Consider the following 15,983-nt stretch of genomic DNA (forward strand, 5'->3'; position numbering starts at 1 on the left):
CATTGAATGAATTCCAGAAAATCAAAAATAACCATACTTTTTTTATTAATTACTTTTGGAATTTCAATCTTTGTGCTTGTTATATTTTATAGAGCAAGCATCGAGCGAAAGCTTCCTAAGCTTCAAACAAGCGACGTAAATACCGCAATCCGCGGCAACATCGTAACAAAAGATGGCTTTAGTATCTCATCAAGCCAAAAACTCTACAAAGTGATGCTTGACACCAGAAACATCGATCCAAATAAAAAAGAGATGTTTATCAAGCTCTACTCGCTTTACAGCGGCGACGATCCAAACAAAGTAAGAAAGATCATAAACGGCACAAAAGGCCTTGTCACGCTCTCTTACAGCATCGACGCAAAGGGCGCTACCTACCTTCAGGAGCTCTCTAGAAAGCTAAACCGCAAGGGCATTTTAATCTCATACCTTGACCCAAAAACAGGCCTTGCCTCGTTTCAAGGTATGCGCGTGATGGAGAGTGGTCAAAACCGTAAATTTATGTCAAAAGACGCTTTAACGCCAGCTATTGGCTACGTGAGCAAAACAGAAAGCGACGCACTTACCAAAAGTAAAGGCGTAAAAGGGCTTGAGAGATACTACGAGGACTACCTAGCTCCGATACAAAACGCCAAAATCCTCGGTCCTCGTGATATTGGCAATAATATAATCTTAACCAGTGATTCAAATTTAGCAACAAGAGTCGATGGCTATAACGCAGTGCTTTCTGTACCGCTTAAATTTCAAACCAAGCTAGAGCAAATTTTAGATGAAAAGCGCGAATTTTTAGACGCAAAAGAGCTAATCATCTGCATAATGAATAGCAAAAATGGAGAAATTCTAGCCCTAGCTTCTAGCTCAAGATATGATCCATCAAATATAAGAAAGCAAGATTACAGTGCGCTAAATTCAAGCGCAAGCGAGTATGCATACGAGGTTGGATCGGTTTTTAAGCCTTTTATCTTCTCCATACTGCTTCAAGAAAAAAAGGTAAATCCTTTTGAGCTAGTAAATACCTACAACGGCCGCTATCAGCTAGGCAAAAGGATCATCAAAGATACCCACCCAGAGCCTTTTATGAGCGCTGAAGACATCATTGTGCACAGCTCAAACATCGGTATGATCCAGCTAGTAGATAGGCTAAATGGCCCGCAAATTTATCAAGGGCTTTTAAATTTTGGCTTTTCAAGAAAGACAGGCATCGACCTGCCATACGAGCAAGTGGGTATGATGCCAACGGTTACAAAGCTAAACTCATCGACCTATAAAGCGACGGTTAGCTACGGATACGGCCTACAAGCGACATTTATGCAGCTTTTAAAAGCTTATAACACCTTTAACAATAAAGGCATAGAGGTGACGCCGCACATGGTGGCATATCTTGAGCGAAATGGCAAGCGCTACGATCTGCCAAAAGCAGAGCCAGCACAAGTCATCTCACAAGAGACCGCAAAGATAATGAAGAGAATTTTGATAAAAACAGTTGAAAAAGGTACTGGCCTAAAGGCATTTACGCCAGGTCTTGAGATAGGTGGTAAGACTGGCACCGCGCATATCGCTTCTGGCAAAGGCGGATATAGCAACACCTATAATGGCTCCTTTTTTGGCTTCGTAAATGACACAAGAGGCAACAGCTACACCATAGGTGTTTTAGCAAGAGATCCTAAAAAGCCTTACTACTACTTTGGTGCGCAAAGTGCGTTGCCGACATTTAAAAAGGCCGTTGATCTAATGGTTGAAGATGGCTATTTATTCCCAGATCCTAATGTCATAGCTGAGTTTGAAGCTAAAAAAGATAAGCTCAAAAACGACAAAGCAAAGCAAAAACCAGCGTTAGATTAATTTTAACTTCTAAGATATAAATATTAAATTTCAAATTTAGAGTTTAAAGTAGAAATTTGGATCTAGGCAAGCGGCCTAAATCCAGAATTTATGCAAGTCCAAGTTCATTTAAGACAGAGCTTAAATTTACAGAATTATTTGTATTTTTGCCAAGGCTATTTTGCTTCTCAAGCAGTGTTTGGCTCGTAAGTGCCATGTTTAGCTCTTTGCGGTAGTCACTTAAAATTTTATCCATTATTTTAAGTAGCTCATTTTTTTGATCCTGCGTTTTGGTCGGATCATTTATGCTTAAAAGCTCAGTTAGCTCCTCTTTTTTCTGAGCTATTTTCTCTTCTATCTTGTTTGAATTTAGCTCATTTATAAAGCCAGCAGCACCGATCTCTGTAAGCCTTTTCTTAAACTGCTCAAGCTTGTCTGAAACCTTTGCCTCGCTTGTGATCTTATCAAGCGTTAGACTTAAAATTTCATCAAAACTATTTTTTTTATCTTTAGCTTTGCTTGAGCCTGACTGCAACAAATAATCGATAATATCGTTATTTTGAACCTTCATACATCTCCTTTTAAATTTGAGATGCTTTTTATAAGCAAGATTTATTCCTAAAGGCTAAATTCTCTAGTGTTTTTTGACTTTTCTAGGACAAAACTAGCAAATTCATCACTAAAATTTGGACACTGAACGACTTTGTAAAAGCTAAAATTTAGCTCTTTAGCAAGCTTAGCATACTCGATAACTAGTTCAAAAATGGTCTCAGAGTTGTCTATGCAAAAAGATAGCGGATAGATAAGCGCTTTTTTATTTTCGCACTTTGCTAAAGCATCATTTAGAGATGGCTCCAGCCATTTAACTGGGCCAAGACGTGACTGATAAGCAAGGCTTACATCTTTAAAATTTAGCCCCTGCTCTTTTAGCATTTTGCCTAAAATTTGCACATGTTCGTTTATGTGTTTTTCGTAGATATCGCCCTTTTCTATGATCTTGCGAGGTAAAGAGTGAGCTGAAAAGATGAGACTAACATCGCTTATATCGGTATCTTTTATAGCTTCACGGATGTGGGAGATAATGATCTTATTGTAAGCGTCATCATCATAAAATGTCCCGCAAAGTGAAATTTTAGCTTTTAAACTAAGCTCATTAGCAGCTTTTTTAAAGCTATCAAGGCTTGAAGATATCGTGGTCGTAGAGTGCTGCGGATAGAGCGGGAAAAGCACTATCTCGTCAAATTTTTCATACTTTTTTAGCACCTCTTTTGTAAATGGAGAAGTGTAGTTCATCGCAAAATCAACCACGTCAAATTCGCTTTGCATGCTTGAAATTTTGTCACAAAGCTTTGCTGTAAGCTCGCAAAGTGGTGACTTGCCGCCTATTTGCTCGTAGTTGTGCTTCGCGGTTTTTAGCCTGCCTTTTGTGATCATAAAAGCCACAAATTTTCTTATAAATTTATTTTTTATTCCCAAAATATATGGGTCATTAAACATATTTGTTAAGAAAATTTCGACATCGTCAAGGCTATTTGCACCGCCCATATTTAAAAGCAAAAGAGCTTTTTTCATCAAAATAGTTCTCTTATTTTTATAGCGTCATCGATGTTTGAAAGTTCGCTGCTCTCGCCACTTTGGCAAAGATCGTAAAAGGCCTCGTATTGCGCTTTTAGCTCGCTATTATTTGTATCTATCTTTAAATTCATCTGTCCATTTTCGCTCACTTGATGAAGCTTGTGATCGATGAGATCGCCAAAATAGACGCCATTTTTCGCATTTACCTCTATCTTAAAGCGCTCCAGTGAGCCACAAAATGAGTTAGTGATATGCACTAAAATTTGATTTTTACTTTTAAAGCTTATCGCCGCGTTATCGGCACTTTTGGCATTTGTCTTGTTTGTTTGGGTGTAGTAAAAGTCGCTAACTTCTGAATTTATGATGTTTTTAGCTAGGTCGATGTCTGAAACAGAGAGCTCATTTATGATATTTCCATCGCAAAGTGGCTTAAAATGAGCGATCGAGATGCTATAAATTTCTTCCTCTTTTAAAAGTGCCTTTTTAAGCGAAACGATGGTTGGGTTAAAGCGCTCAGAAATTCCAGTGCAAACCCTAGTTTTGTTTGTCTTGGCGGCGTATTTTATCTCTTTAAGATCGGCGATATTTTTAAAAACTGGGCGCGAGATAAGGATATTTTGGCAGTATTTTGCACACTGACAAAATGCCTCCACCATCTCCTCTCTTGGCGAGCAAAGCACGACTGCTTGGGGTTGGGCAACCTCTATAAATTCTTTAAAATCAGTATAAAAATCAGCTCTACAAAACTCGTCACTGTTCTCTTTGTCAAAAATGCCACAAATTTCAAACTCATTTGAGCGTCTTAGCTCTAAATAATGCTTTTTGCCAGTGCTGCAATAGCCGATAATGCCGATTCTTAGCTTCACCTTTACCCTTTAAAACTTTAGAAAATTTTAATTATTTTATTTACAAATCGCTTTTAAATAGATAAAACAAGATATTCATTTTCAAAATATCACTATTTTTTTATCTTTTTATAATTTCACAAACGAATTTTGGCTAAAATCAAGCAAAATTTTAAAACTAACGAGGATAAAAATGCAAAATTTAGATATAAGAAAGGCATATCTTGATTTTTTTAAATCAAAAGGTCACGAAGTCGTAGCTTCTGCACCACTCGTGCCAAACGATGCAACACTACTTTTCACAAACGCTGGTATGGTGCCATTTAAGAGCATCTTCACAGGCGAAGTGCCACGCCCGACACCACCTATCCGCACCAGCTGTCAGACCTGCATAAGAGCTGGAGGTAAGCACAACGACCTTGATAATGTCGGCTACACAGCGCGCCACCACACATTTTTTGAGATGCTAGGCAACTTTAGCTTTGGCGAATACTTCAAAAAAGAGGCGATCTCTTACGCTTGGGAATTTGTCACAGAGGTGCTAAAACTACCAAAAGATAAGCTTTATGTAACCGTTCATGAAAGCGACGATGAGGCGTTTGAAATTTGGAGCACTCACATCGCAAAAGAGAGAATTTACCGCTTTGGCGACCACGATAACTTCTGGCAAATGGGCGATACTGGTCCATGCGGCCCTTGCAGTGAAATTTTTTACGATCAAGGGGCTGAACACTTTAACACACCTGAAGACTACATGGGTGGCGATGGAGATAGATTTTTAGAGATCTGGAACCTTGTTTTCATGCAGTATGAAAGAAGTGCGGATGGCAAGCTAAGCCCACTACCAAAGCCAAGCATCGATACAGGTATGGGACTTGAGCGCGTTACTGCCATCTTGCAAGGCAAATTTAGTAACTACGACAGCACACTTTTTATGCCGCTCATAAACGAAGTAGCAAAGCTTTGTGGCAAGCCATACGTCTATGAAAGTGGCGCCAGCTACCGCGTCATAAGCGATCACATCCGCTCGGTCACATTTTTGCTAGCTCAGGGCACGACATTTGATAAAGAAGGCCGTGGCTACGTGCTTCGCCGTATCTTACGCCGTGCGATCCGCCATGGATATTTACTAGGCATAAAAGAGCCATTTATGTATAAGCTTGTCGATAAAGTTTGCGAGCTCATGGGCGGACACTACACCTATCTAAACGATAAAAAAGCGGCTATAAAAGAACAGATCAAGCTTGAAGAAGAGAGATTTTTAGCGACAATCGCTAGTGGTTTAGAGCTATTTGAGAGTGAGCTTAAAAATACAAAAGAAATTTTTAGCGGAGAGGCTGCGTTTAAGCTCTATGATACATTTGGCTTCCCGCTTGATCTAACAGCTGATATGCTTAGAGAAAAGGGCTTAAAAGTCGATGAGGCAAGGTTTGATGAGCTTATGAGCGAGCAAAAAGCACGTGCAAAAGCTGCTTGGAAAGGCAGTGGCGACAAGAGTGCAAAGGGCGATTTTAAAGAGCTACTTGAGAAATTTGGCGAGAATAAATTTGTAGGCTACGAAGAGCTTAAGAGTAAAAGTAAAATTTTAGCCTTGCTTGATGAAGAATTTAAAAACGTTGATAGCTTAGACGCTGGCAAAGAGGGCTGGGTGATGTTTGACGTCACTCCATTTTACGCTCAAAGTGGCGGTCAGTGCGGCGATAGCGGTAAGATAGCAGGCAAAGCAAATGTGCTTGATACGCAAAAATTCCACGGGCTAAATTTATCTTTAGTAAAAACTAGCGCGGCGCTAAAAGTTGGCGACGAAGTAGAGCTTGAAGTGGGCAGCGACAGAGCGGAGACTGCGCGTCATCACAGCGCTACACACTTGCTTCACGCAGCCCTTAGAAGCGTGCTTGGCACACACATCGCTCAAGCTGGCTCAAACGTCGAGGCAGATAGACTAAGGTTTGACTTCTCTCATCCAAAGGCGCTTACTAGCGAAGAAATTTCAAAGGTCGAAAACCTTGTAAATGAGTGGATCTTAACTGGCGCAAATGCAAAAACGCAGGTTATGGAGCTTGAAGAGGCTAAAAAAAGCGGAGCGATCGCACTATTTAACGAAAAATATGCCAACAAAGTAAGAGTCGTGAGCTTTGGCGATGTCAGCAAAGAGCTTTGCGGCGGCACACACGTGAAAAATATAGATGAGATCGGATCGTTTTTCATCACAAAAGAGAGTGGCGTAAGTGCTGGCGTTAGGCGTATAGAGGCTGTTTGCTCAAGAGCTGCGCTAAATTTAGCAAGGTCATTTAGAGCTGAACTTGAAGAGCTAAAAGATGAGCTAAAAAGCACAGAACCTCTAAATGCCGTCAAAAAGCTAAAAGGCGAGATAAAAGGCTTAAAAGATAAGCTAAAAAACGCTAAAAGCTCTGAGGAGCTAGCCTTTATAAATGTAAATGATACCAAGCTTTGCGTAGCAAGCATCGATGGTGGCGACATAAAAACTTTGATAGATGAGTTTAAAAACGGGCACGAAAAGGCTGCTATTTTACTGATCCAAACAGATGAAGAGGGTAAAATTTCTCTTGCAGCTGGCGTGAAAAATGCTCCACTAAAAGCTGGCGCTTGGGTTAAATTTGCAGCGCAAATTCTAGGCGGCAATGGCGGCGGAAAAGACGACTTTGCAACAGCTGGCGGCAAAAATGTCCTAGCCATCGAAGATGCCATAAAAAGCTCACTTGAGTATGCAAAACAAGCTTTAGAAAAATGATTCATCAAGAGATCGCTTTTTTTAAATTTGATCAACTAATCATCTTCTTGCACATTAGCTTCGTAGCTCTTTTTATAGGGCTACAAGCTGGTTTGGTGCTTACTGGAAGCTATTTTATAAAAAATAAATTTGAAGATAAAGAGCGCTATCACATCTTGCTTCACATCATAAGGCGCTTTGGGCTAGCCATCTTTGCGCTAGTTCTTGGCATCGCGCTAAATAGTTTAATAATGATCTTTTGCTTTGATGATGGCAAAATGCAAAATCCGATGGCAAGTGCGATAGTAGCGACCAAATGGGCGATAGAGCTATTTTTACTCTTAAATTTAAGCTACATCTTTTATAGATACAAAAAGGCTTTAAAAACTCTAAGATCGCACGAGATGATCGAGCTAAACGAAAGCCTAATCGTCATCATCTACTACTTCACGCCTCTAAATTTACTAGCCTCGCTTGCGGCTGTCTATCTTGGCGTGAGCTATATGGGTTTTTTATGATCACACTTGCTTCTAGCTCGCCAACAAGGGCAAATTTACTAAAAAATGCTGGGATAGAATTTAAACAAATTTCTTGCAGCTTTGATGAGAGCATGATAGCAAAAGAGCTAAAACCTGAAATTTACGTCCAAAACGTCGTAAAAGCTAAAAAAGAGCAGTTTTTAAAGGCAAATGGCAAGCTTTTAAATTTACTCTTTGCAGATAGCTGCGTGGCTTGTGGGGATAAAATTTTAGGCAAGGCAAAGGACGCAAACGAAGCACTTGCTATGCTAAATTTACAAAGTGGCAATGAGTGTAGCGTCTATACGGCGATGATATTTTTAGGCGAATTTGAGCTTATAAATGTGAGCAAGACAACATATAAATTTGCTAAATTTAGCGAGCAAGATCTAAAAAGCTACCTAGAAAGTGGCGAGTGGCGAGGCAAGGCTGGAGCCATGACGATAGAAAATTTTAATAAAAAATACATAATCTCCCAGCACGGCGAGACGAGCACGGCAATGGGGCTAAATTTAAAAATATTAAAGGCATTTTTATGAAATACATATTGGCATTTATCTTTGTAGTTGCCGTCGCACTTGGTGGAGCGTTTTTATACTTTTATTCGCAGGTGAGATTTGACGCTTATACCATCATCGACTACAAGCCAAAGCTTGCGACACAAATTTTTGATAGAAACAACGAGCTTATCGCAAATATCTTTGAAGAAAATAGAATTTACGTCAAATATAACGACATCCCGCCACGTGTCATCGAAGCGCTCGTTGCTATCGAGGATACGAGCTACTTTGAGCATGGCGGTATCAACGTAGAAGCCATGGCAAGAGCAGCGATAAAGGATATCAAAGCTAGAAAGCTGGTAGAGGGCGCATCTACGCTAACTCAGCAGCTCATAAAAAACCTAGCCCTAAGCCGCGAGAAGAAATTTACAAGAAAGATAAAAGAGGTTGTGCTTGCTATGAAGCTTGAAAGCGAGCTTAGCAAAGAGGACATCATCGAAAGATACCTAAATCACGTATATTTCGGTCATGGCTACTACGGCATCAAAACGGCTGCAGAGGGGTACTTTAGAAAAGAGCTAAATGAGCTAAGTATAAAAGAGATAGCGATGCTAGTTGGCATGCCAAAAGCGCCAAGTACTTATGATCCTACAAAGCACCTCGACCTCTCGCTTAGCCGTGCAAACAGGGTACTTGAGAGGATGTATAGCATCGGCTGGATAAACGAGGACGAGTACCGAAAGGGCGTGCTTGAAGAGCCAGCAGTCTTTGATGATACGCTCACACGCAATAAAGCCCCTTACGTGGTCGATGAGATCATAAAAGAGGCTTCAAAGAAATTTGACGATATAAAAACTGGCGGCTACAAGATACAAAGCACAGTCGATCTAAACGTGCAAAAGATCGCTCAAGACGCTCTAGTCTATGGCTACAATGAAATTTTAAAAAGAGATAAAAAGGCAAATCCAGAGATGCTAAATGGCGCTATCGTCGTCACTCATCCACAAAGCGGACAAATTTTAGCTCTAATTGGCGGCATCGACTACGCAAAAAGTAGCTACAACCGCGCCACCCAGAGCAAGCGTCAGCCAGGATCTAGCTTTAAGCCATTTATCTATCAAATAGCCCTTGATAGTGGCTACTCTGTCGTCTCTCAAGTAGCTGATATCGCTAGGACGTTTGACATGGGCAACGGCAAAGAGTGGACGCCAAAGAATTATAGCGGCGGCTTTCAGGGCTACATCACGATAAAATCAGCCTTAACCCAGTCTCGCAACCTCGCAACCATAAATTTACTAAACGATCTTGGTCTTAGCTCAGTTCGCAAACAGCTTACGGATATGGGCTTTAACGATATCCCTGAAAATTTATCAATCGCACTTGGAAGCTTTGGAATTTCACCACTTGACTTTGCAAAATTTTACTCGATGTTTCCAAACGATGGCGAAGTGGTCGAGCCTACGCTCATTAAGCACATAGAAAATAGCTTTGGCGCGTCTATGGACTATGAGCCACAAAAGAAGCAGGTGCTAAAACCTGAGCAGGCATTTTTGATGACAACCTTGCTTCAAAATGTCGTAAATAACGGCACCGGACGCAACGCAAAGGTAAATGGCATCCAGATCGCTGGCAAAACTGGCACATCAAACAACAGCATCGATGCGTGGTTTTGCGGCTACTCGCCTGATATCGAGGCCATCATCTGGTACGGAAACGACGATAACAGCCCTATGAAAAAAGTCGAGGGCGGCAGCAGGACAGCGGCGCCTGTCTTTAAGAAATTTATGGAGGGCTATATCAAGCTCTACCCTACTCTAAGGCGTGCGTTTGAACAGCCTGATGGCGTCTATAAAGGATACTATAATGGCGCTGATGAGTACTACACAAACGACTCGCCGTTGCCGCAAAATACGCCAACAAATGACATTATTCAAGATCAAGAAAACGATGGATTATTATTTTAGGAGATAAGATGAAAAGATTAAAAATTTTACTTTGTCTAGCGTTTGCAAGCCTTGCGTATGGCGCTGATCTAAACACAGCTAGCAAGAGCGAGCTAATGAGCCTTGGGCTAAATAAAAGCCAAGCGCTAAATGTAATAAAATATAGAAAAGCTCATAAATTTAAAAGCGTCGAGGAGCTTGAAAAGGTTCAAGGCATCGGCTTTAACGACATGCAAAAAGTCAAAGAAAAGCTTAGTGTAAAAGATAGCCAAAAGGCAAAAAAGGCTGAGCCTGAAAAGAAGTCAAAAAGTAAGAAGCTAAAAAGTAAGAAAAAGAAGAAATAGCTTTAGTTTAAAAATTTAAATTTTTAAAAAAATGCTTTAAGTGAAAGGAATCTTTAAATGATTAATATCAATAAATTTAGAGAAGTAAGTTTTTTTAAATTTTTAACTTTATTTATAATATATATGCTTTTTGTAAATCATATATTTTTATATAAAGGCGTTTTTTTAGGATTTTTAGAAACAAACTCGCTTTCTTTTTCTACCTTATTTTTCACAATTATGTGCATATTTCTTGCATCACTTTTTGCAAGTGTATTTTGCATTGTATTTTTGCCTTATTTATTAAAACCCTTTGCTATTTTTATAATTATTGTTAGCTCGATTTGTTCTTATTTTATGTCAAATTACGGCGTTATCATAAACAAAGAGATGTTACTAAACGTCCTACATACTGATAACAAAGAAGCTTTTAGCTATTTAAGCATAAATTTAGTATTGTGGTTTGTATTTGCAACTATTTTGCCATGTATTTATGTTATTTTCGTAAAAATCAATTATGGTAGCTTTAAAAATAGTCTAAAAATTAGATTAAAGATTATCGCTTTTTCGATCGTTACTATCGCTATTATTTTTTCATTAACTTCAAAAATTTTTATACCATTTTTTAGAGAACACATTTACTTAAAAACAGTCTTACTTCCGTCTTATCCAGTATATTCTGCCATAAAGCTGGCTCAAATTTTGCTTCAAAAACCGCTCCCTTTTACCTACGTGGCAGATGACGCAACTCTTACTAACGATAAAAAGAAAATTTTAGTTTTGATAGTTGGCGAGACACAAAGGAGCAAAAACTACTCGCTAAATGGCTACGCTAAAAACGATACAAACAAATTTACTAAACAAAAAGATGTGGTAAGTTTTACAAATTTTTACTCATGCGGGACTGCCACAGAGACTAGTGTGCCTTGCCTATTTTCAGACTTAAAGCGAGAAAATTTTAGCAACCGCAAGGCTAAGGCTCGTGAAAATTTAGTTGATATCATCAATAAACTTGGCATAAAAACATACTTTTTTGGCAACAATAGCGGCGGCTGCAAGGGCGTTTGCGACAATCTTGATCAAAACCACACTTCAGAGCACAGAGCAGCTGGCTTTGATGAAGTGATATTTGATGAGGCAAAAAAGGTCATAAAAGATGCAAATTCCACTACATTTATCGTGCTACATTTGCAAGGCTCACATGGCCCTATCTACTACAAAGGCTACCCAAGTAAATTTAAAGAATTTACCCCAACCTGCGACACTGCCGAGCTAAACAAATGCACGCCAGATGAGATAGCAAACACCTATGACAACACCATTTTATATGAGGACTATCTACAAAGCGAGCTAATAAGCGCCCTTGAAGCAAGAAAAGATAAATTTGAAGTTGCCATGTTCTTTTTCTCAGATCACGGAGAGAGCCTAGGTGAAAATGGCATATATTTACACGGCCTGCCTTACTCCATCGCTCCAGATGAGCAAAAACACATCCCAGCCATCATCTTTTCAAGCGATAGCGAGCTTTTAAAAAGGCTAAGAAGCAAGAGAGATGAGAGCCTTTCGCATGATTTTATCTTTAGCTCAGTTCTTGGATATTTTGGGGTAAAAACTAAGGCTTATGAGCCAGAATTTGATATTTTTAAGGAGTAAATTTAAAGCCAGCCTAGGCAAAGCCCGAAGCTGGCCCAAATTTAAAAGCTGATCTCTTTTATATCAGCTACTTTTAGTATCTCGCTATAAATTTGACCGATGATCGCGACGCGGTTATTTCGTACTTTCTCGTTTTCAACGTTTATCATAACTTTGTCAAAAAACTCATCTATCTGCGGCTTTAGTGCAAATAGCGCTTTTAGCCTTGGCTCGTATGCTAGGCTCTTATCGACGGCTTTAAACGCGTCATTTAAGGCCTTTTCAGCATCTATCTCAAAGAGGCTCTCATCGACCTTGCTAAATTTATCATCTTTTATGATGTTTGCAAGGCGCTTAAATGTCGAGAAATTCTCTCTAAAATTTGGCTCACTTGAAATTTTAGCAAGCGCCCCTATCATCTTGGTTAGCTCCAAGATGTCCTTTTCGCCGCTTTTTATGCAAGCTTTTACGATAGAAGCGTTTGCGTCAAAGAAGGTATAGAGCCTATCAAGGATGAAATTTATAAGCACTTCGACGTCAAATTTCTTATAATCTTTTGCGATATCTTCTAAAATTTCTTTTACGTTAAATTTCAGATTATGCGCCAAAACGATCTTTATCACGCCATTTGCTGCGCGTCTTAGAGCGTATGGATCCTTGGTACCGCTTGGGATTTTGCCGATGCTAAAGAGCCCCATTAGCGTATCAAGCTTATTTGAAAGCGCCACAACCGAGCTAAAGACCTTGCTTGGGCACTGCGCCTCCTCGCCGTCTGGCAGATACTGCTCTTTTATGGCTAAAACGACGTTTTCATCCTCATTTTTAGCCTTTGCGTAGTAAGCACCCATGATGCCTTGAAGCTCGGTAAATTCATAAACCATCTGCGTTGTAAGATCAGCCTTGCTTAGCATCACAGCTCGCTCTAGCTTAGCCGCGTACTCGCCAGCCTCTTTTTTAAGTAGCTCACCATAGTTGCTAGCTAGTTTTTTAGCCACCTTTAGCTCTCTAAGCTCTTTTTCATAGATGCTTCCAAGCTCTTTTAGGTAGGTTATATTTTTTAGTTTTTCTGGGCTAAATTCGGCCTTAAGGTCGCTTTGCCAAAAGAACATCGCGTCACTTAGTCTTGCTCTTAGCACCTTTTCGTTACCTTTGATGATGAGCGAGTAGTCTTTTGTGATGGCGTTGCTAACGACAACAAAGCCATTTGCTAGCTTGCCATCTTTAAAGACTGGGAAGTAGCGCTGGTTTTCTTTCATTGATGTGATGATGACCTCGCTTGGCACCTCCAAAAACTCCTCTTCAAACGAGCCAAGAAGCGCCGTTGGATACTCGGTGATAGCCACGACTTCAGCTAGCAGCTCTTTATCTATCTCGATCTTTAGCCCACTTTTTTGGCTAATCTTTTCAAACTCATCAAGGATTATTTTTTCTCTCTCATCCGCTTCAAGCACGACCCCACGGCTCTTTGAGCCATCAAAATACTCTTTTATACTTGAAATTTTTATCTTATCGTAGCTGATGCTTCTGTGAGGATAGGTAGAGTTACTGCTCTCTACGCCAAATTTGTTAAATTTAATGACCTCATCGCCGAGCAAACACAAAAACGATCTTATCGGGCGGATAAATTCAAACTCGCCGTTGCCCCAGCGCATAGACTTGCCAAAGCTAAGACTCTTTAAAAACTCCTCGATCATGTCGCCCATTATCTTAGCAACCGGCTCGCCCTTCACCTCTTTTTCGTAGTAAAGCACCTCTTTGCCGTCTATCTCTTTAAATTTAAGCTCACTCTCGCTTATGCCACATTTATTTGCAAAGCTAAGTGCCGCCTTTGTAAAAGCTCCGTCTTTTAGAGCCACTTGCTTTGGCGCGCCAACGAAACTAGCCACGCTATCTGGCTGAGCTAATGGGAATTTCTCATGGAAAAAGACCAAACGGCGCGGAGTGTAGTAAAATTTAAACTCGCTTTTGATGTTATATTTTTCAAGCACAGCCTGCCATTTAGCGTTGATGTTTGGTAGCTCCCTTAAAAATGGTATCGCTGGAAGCTCCTCGACTCCGATCTCTAGTAACAACTCTTTCATATCTCACTCTTTTTATTAAGATTTTCTCTTTTTTCTCTTATCATCTCTCTTGCTCTCTCCTTCTCTTGCGCCTGCAAAATGACGCCTCTTATCATAAATATCACAAACAAAACAAACGCTGCGATCATAAAAATATCTAAAATTTGCACCATCTACTCCACAACGATCTCTTTTTCGTTTTTATAAATTTTCACCCTCGCCCTCTCAAAGCCATACTCGCCATCTTTTAGTCTTTTTTTGCTATAAACTCTGATCTTGCCATGCAGTGTATGCAAGTAGCCGCCCTCTAGTTTGCCTGAAATTTTAGCGATCACATCGCCGCTTCTTGCAATGCTTAGCTTTGAGCTATCTAGCAAATTTTCGCTTACATCTTTTGTGCCATGCTCATTTATGATCTCATAAGAGCTTACTTCAAGCGCCTCTTTGTAAAATTTCACTCGCCTGACCAAAATGTCTAGCTCATCGCCCACACCGACGCTATTTTTAGGATCAAAAACGTAAATTCCACGGCGATTTTTTGAGATGATAAAGCCATGCTTATCTTTTAAGATGACAACGGCTCTTTCAATCACGACTGGCACATCCTCAGGACGTTCAAAAAGCGTCTCTATGTCAGTTTTTTTATAGTTTTGTTCTTCTACTTTTTTAGCTTCTTTTTTTAAATTTTCATTTGATTTAGCAGGACTTGGTTTGGTTGAGATTTTAAATTTAAGTGCAAAGTGGTCTGAATAAAGATCACTCTTTGCAAAGCCATGCTCATCAAGCACAAAGCTTGGTTTAAAGACTTCAAAACTGCCATGGGCGTAGCTTAGATCGCCATTTGCCATAAAGCTAGGCGAGAGCAAAACGTGGTCAATAGCTCGCTTTTTGCCATGGACTGCATGAGAGTATCTATCTTTTGGGGCTAAAAAGCTATATAGATCATAAAATCCACGAGTTGCGATGATATCGTTTAAGATGGATTTTTGCCCATAAGGTGAGTTAAAATCACCTAAAACTATGGCATTTTGCTCATTGCCAAGGGCCGCTCTTAGCGTTCTTTCAGCCTTTTTTTGCATATTTATGCCGTTTTTATAAGCTGGGAAGTGATTAACAAAAACGCTAAATTTCTTACCATCCACTTCAAAAACAACCTTTAAAATGTTTCTAGTTTTTACATTTGGCACTTCAAAAATTTCACTGCCACTTGGCTTTATCTTTGATATAAGAGCTAGCCCAACTGGAGAGTTTTTTGCCTTGCTAAAAGCTATAAATTTATACCCACTGCCATCAACCAAAGCCTTTAAAACCTGCTCGTTTTCGACCTCTTGAAGTGCGATGATGTCGGTATCTAGGGCGTCTATGACCTGCCTTGTTCTTTTTAGTTTTGAGCTAGCCGCCTCGCAGTCCCACTTTGAAGTGCTAGATTTAAAGTCAGGATATTCGCTGCCATCATCCTTGCAGTCAAATAAATTTTGCACATTATAAGTTGCGATACTTATCTCGCTTGCAAACGCGACTAAAACGGCAAAGACTAGTGCAAAGAGCGCTCTCAAACCTCGCTCCTAAAGTCAAATTTAGAGATATTTTGCCTGATCGCCTCATACGCGATGATGCCAGCACTCATGGCTAAATTTAAGCTCCTGCCCTCTTTTCCCATTGGAATCGTTATGGCGTTTTTGAAATTTATATCCATAAATTCTCTTGGCAGTCCCGTGCTCTCTCCGCCAAAAAATATAAAATCTCCTGGCTCAAATTTAGCGTCGTAGTAAAGTCTGTTTGTCTTAGTCGTAGCAAAGAAAAATCGCTCTTTGTGGCTTAAATTTGCCTGTAAAAATTCATCCAAACTCTCCCAAATTTGTGGCTTTAGGATTTTCCAATAATCAAGCCCTGCCCGTCTAACAGCCTTTTCGCTCAGATCAAAGACAGTTGGCTTAACGATGTGCAGCTTTAAATTTGCATTTACGCACATTCTGCCGATAGCTCCGGTGTTTTGCGGTATCTGAGGATGGACTAGGACTATGTTAAACATAAGTTT

The 15,983-nt window shown here is 40.0% G+C and carries 14 protein-coding genes; 7 read left to right on the forward strand and 7 right to left on the reverse strand.

Features of this window, described 5'->3' with window-relative positions:
- Positions 1-6 precede the first annotated feature (6 nt).
- Positions 7-1,839, forward strand: a complete 1,833-nt coding sequence (locus tag CVS91_RS04055; protein ID WP_103611221.1) for a peptidoglycan D,D-transpeptidase FtsI family protein — start codon at positions 7-9, stop codon at positions 1,837-1,839.
- Between the two features lie 88 nt (positions 1,840-1,927).
- On the opposite strand, the gene CVS91_RS04060 is transcribed toward CVS91_RS04055, so the two are convergent.
- Genes CVS91_RS04060 through CVS91_RS04070 form a run of 3 tightly spaced genes read right to left on the reverse strand, consistent with a single transcriptional unit; the run spans position 1,928 to position 4,259 of the window.
- A complete protein-coding gene (locus CVS91_RS04060; protein WP_021084467.1) occupies positions 1,928-2,389 on the reverse strand; it encodes a hypothetical protein in 462 nt (153 codons plus the stop codon).
- A 47-nt stretch (positions 2,390-2,436) separates the two neighbouring features.
- A complete protein-coding gene (hemH, locus tag CVS91_RS04065) occupies positions 2,437-3,390 on the reverse strand; it encodes a ferrochelatase (RefSeq protein ID WP_107830476.1) in 954 nt (317 codons plus the stop codon).
- On the reverse strand, positions 3,390-4,259 hold the full coding sequence (locus CVS91_RS04070; protein ID WP_107830478.1) for a Gfo/Idh/MocA family protein: 870 nt from the start codon (positions 4,257-4,259) through the stop codon (positions 3,390-3,392). The genes hemH and CVS91_RS04070 overlap by 1 nt, the downstream gene beginning before the upstream one ends.
- Positions 4,260-4,431: 172 nt before the next feature.
- On the opposite strand from CVS91_RS04070, the gene alaS reads away from it, so the two are divergent.
- The 6 genes from alaS to CVS91_RS04100 all read left to right on the forward strand — a co-directional run bounded on the left by alaS (position 4,432) and on the right by CVS91_RS04100 (position 11,906).
- Positions 4,432-6,990 (forward strand): alanine--tRNA ligase, encoded by a 2,559-nt coding sequence (alaS, locus tag CVS91_RS04075; RefSeq protein ID WP_107830480.1) that lies wholly within the window; start codon positions 4,432-4,434, stop codon positions 6,988-6,990.
- Positions 6,987-7,487 carry a 3-isopropylmalate dehydratase gene (locus CVS91_RS04080; protein ID WP_107830482.1) on the forward strand — a complete coding sequence of 167 codons (501 nt, stop codon included), beginning with the start codon at positions 6,987-6,989 and terminating at the stop codon, positions 7,485-7,487. The genes alaS and CVS91_RS04080 overlap by 4 nt, the downstream gene beginning before the upstream one ends.
- On the forward strand, positions 7,484-8,026 hold the full coding sequence (gene maf, locus CVS91_RS04085; RefSeq protein WP_107830484.1) for a septum formation inhibitor Maf: 543 nt from the start codon (positions 7,484-7,486) through the stop codon (positions 8,024-8,026). Before CVS91_RS04080 ends, maf begins: the two co-directional genes overlap by 4 nt.
- Complete coding sequence (locus tag CVS91_RS04090; protein ID WP_107830486.1) at positions 8,023-9,951, forward strand: transglycosylase domain-containing protein; 1,929 nt, start codon at positions 8,023-8,025, stop codon at positions 9,949-9,951. The genes maf and CVS91_RS04090 overlap by 4 nt, the downstream gene beginning before the upstream one ends.
- An 8-nt stretch (positions 9,952-9,959) precedes the next feature.
- A complete protein-coding gene (locus CVS91_RS04095; protein WP_107830488.1) occupies positions 9,960-10,274 on the forward strand; it encodes a ComEA family DNA-binding protein in 315 nt (104 codons plus the stop codon).
- 123 nt (positions 10,275-10,397) lie between these two features.
- Positions 10,398-11,906 carry a phosphoethanolamine transferase gene (locus CVS91_RS04100; RefSeq protein WP_234409661.1) on the forward strand — a complete coding sequence of 503 codons (1,509 nt, stop codon included), beginning with the start codon at positions 10,398-10,400 and terminating at the stop codon, positions 11,904-11,906.
- 41 nt (positions 11,907-11,947) lie between these two features.
- On the opposite strand, the gene glyS is transcribed toward CVS91_RS04100, so the two are convergent.
- From glyS to CVS91_RS04115, 4 genes are read right to left on the reverse strand one after another with little or no spacing between them, the layout of a single operon-like run.
- On the reverse strand, positions 11,948-13,966 hold the full coding sequence (glyS, locus tag CVS91_RS04105; protein WP_107830492.1) for a glycine--tRNA ligase subunit beta: 2,019 nt from the start codon (positions 13,964-13,966) through the stop codon (positions 11,948-11,950).
- Positions 13,963-14,115, reverse strand: a complete 153-nt coding sequence (locus tag CVS91_RS10285; protein WP_199906227.1) for a hypothetical protein — start codon at positions 14,113-14,115, stop codon at positions 13,963-13,965. Before CVS91_RS10285 ends, glyS begins: the two co-directional genes overlap by 4 nt.
- A 3-nt stretch (positions 14,116-14,118) precedes the next feature.
- Entirely contained in the window at positions 14,119-15,501 is a 1,383-nt protein-coding gene (locus CVS91_RS04110; protein ID WP_107830494.1) for an endonuclease/exonuclease/phosphatase family protein, read from the reverse strand.
- The gene (locus CVS91_RS04115; protein ID WP_107830496.1) at positions 15,498-15,977 is read right to left on the reverse strand and encodes a tRNA (cytidine(34)-2'-O)-methyltransferase; all 480 of its coding nucleotides are present in this window, start codon (positions 15,975-15,977) and stop codon (positions 15,498-15,500) included. The genes CVS91_RS04110 and CVS91_RS04115 overlap by 4 nt, the downstream gene beginning before the upstream one ends.
- Positions 15,978-15,983: the final 6 nt, after the last annotated feature.

This window comes from Campylobacter concisus, from assembly GCF_003048985.1.
GTDB classification, from domain to species: Bacteria; Campylobacterota; Campylobacteria; order Campylobacterales; family Campylobacteraceae; genus Campylobacter_A; species Campylobacter_A concisus_AY.

What these genes read in the sequence shown, in the direction of transcription:
- hemH (WP_107830476.1), bottom strand. Translation starts at nt 3,390, where the DNA reads ATGAAAAAAGCTCTTTTGCTTTTAAATATGGGCGGTGCAAATAGCCTT.
- alaS (WP_107830480.1), top strand. Translation starts at nt 4,432, where the DNA reads ATGCAAAATTTAGATATAAGAAAGGCATATCTTGATTTTTTTAAATCA.
- CVS91_RS04115 (WP_107830496.1), bottom strand. Translation starts at nt 15,977, where the DNA reads ATGTTTAACATAGTCCTAGTCCATCCTCAGATACCGCAAAACACCGGA.
- CVS91_RS04060 (WP_021084467.1), bottom strand. Translation starts at nt 2,389, where the DNA reads ATGAAGGTTCAAAATAACGATATTATCGATTATTTGTTGCAGTCAGGC.
- CVS91_RS04080 (WP_107830482.1), top strand. Translation starts at nt 6,987, where the DNA reads ATGATTCATCAAGAGATCGCTTTTTTTAAATTTGATCAACTAATCATC.
- CVS91_RS04095 (WP_107830488.1), top strand. Translation starts at nt 9,960, where the DNA reads ATGAAAAGATTAAAAATTTTACTTTGTCTAGCGTTTGCAAGCCTTGCG.
- CVS91_RS04055 (WP_103611221.1), top strand. Translation starts at nt 7, where the DNA reads ATGAATTCCAGAAAATCAAAAATAACCATACTTTTTTTATTAATTACT.
- CVS91_RS04100 (WP_234409661.1), top strand. Translation starts at nt 10,398, where the DNA reads ATGCTTTTTGTAAATCATATATTTTTATATAAAGGCGTTTTTTTAGGA.
- glyS (WP_107830492.1), bottom strand. Translation starts at nt 13,966, where the DNA reads ATGAAAGAGTTGTTACTAGAGATCGGAGTCGAGGAGCTTCCAGCGATA.
- maf (WP_107830484.1), top strand. Translation starts at nt 7,484, where the DNA reads ATGATCACACTTGCTTCTAGCTCGCCAACAAGGGCAAATTTACTAAAA.
- CVS91_RS04090 (WP_107830486.1), top strand. Translation starts at nt 8,023, where the DNA reads ATGAAATACATATTGGCATTTATCTTTGTAGTTGCCGTCGCACTTGGT.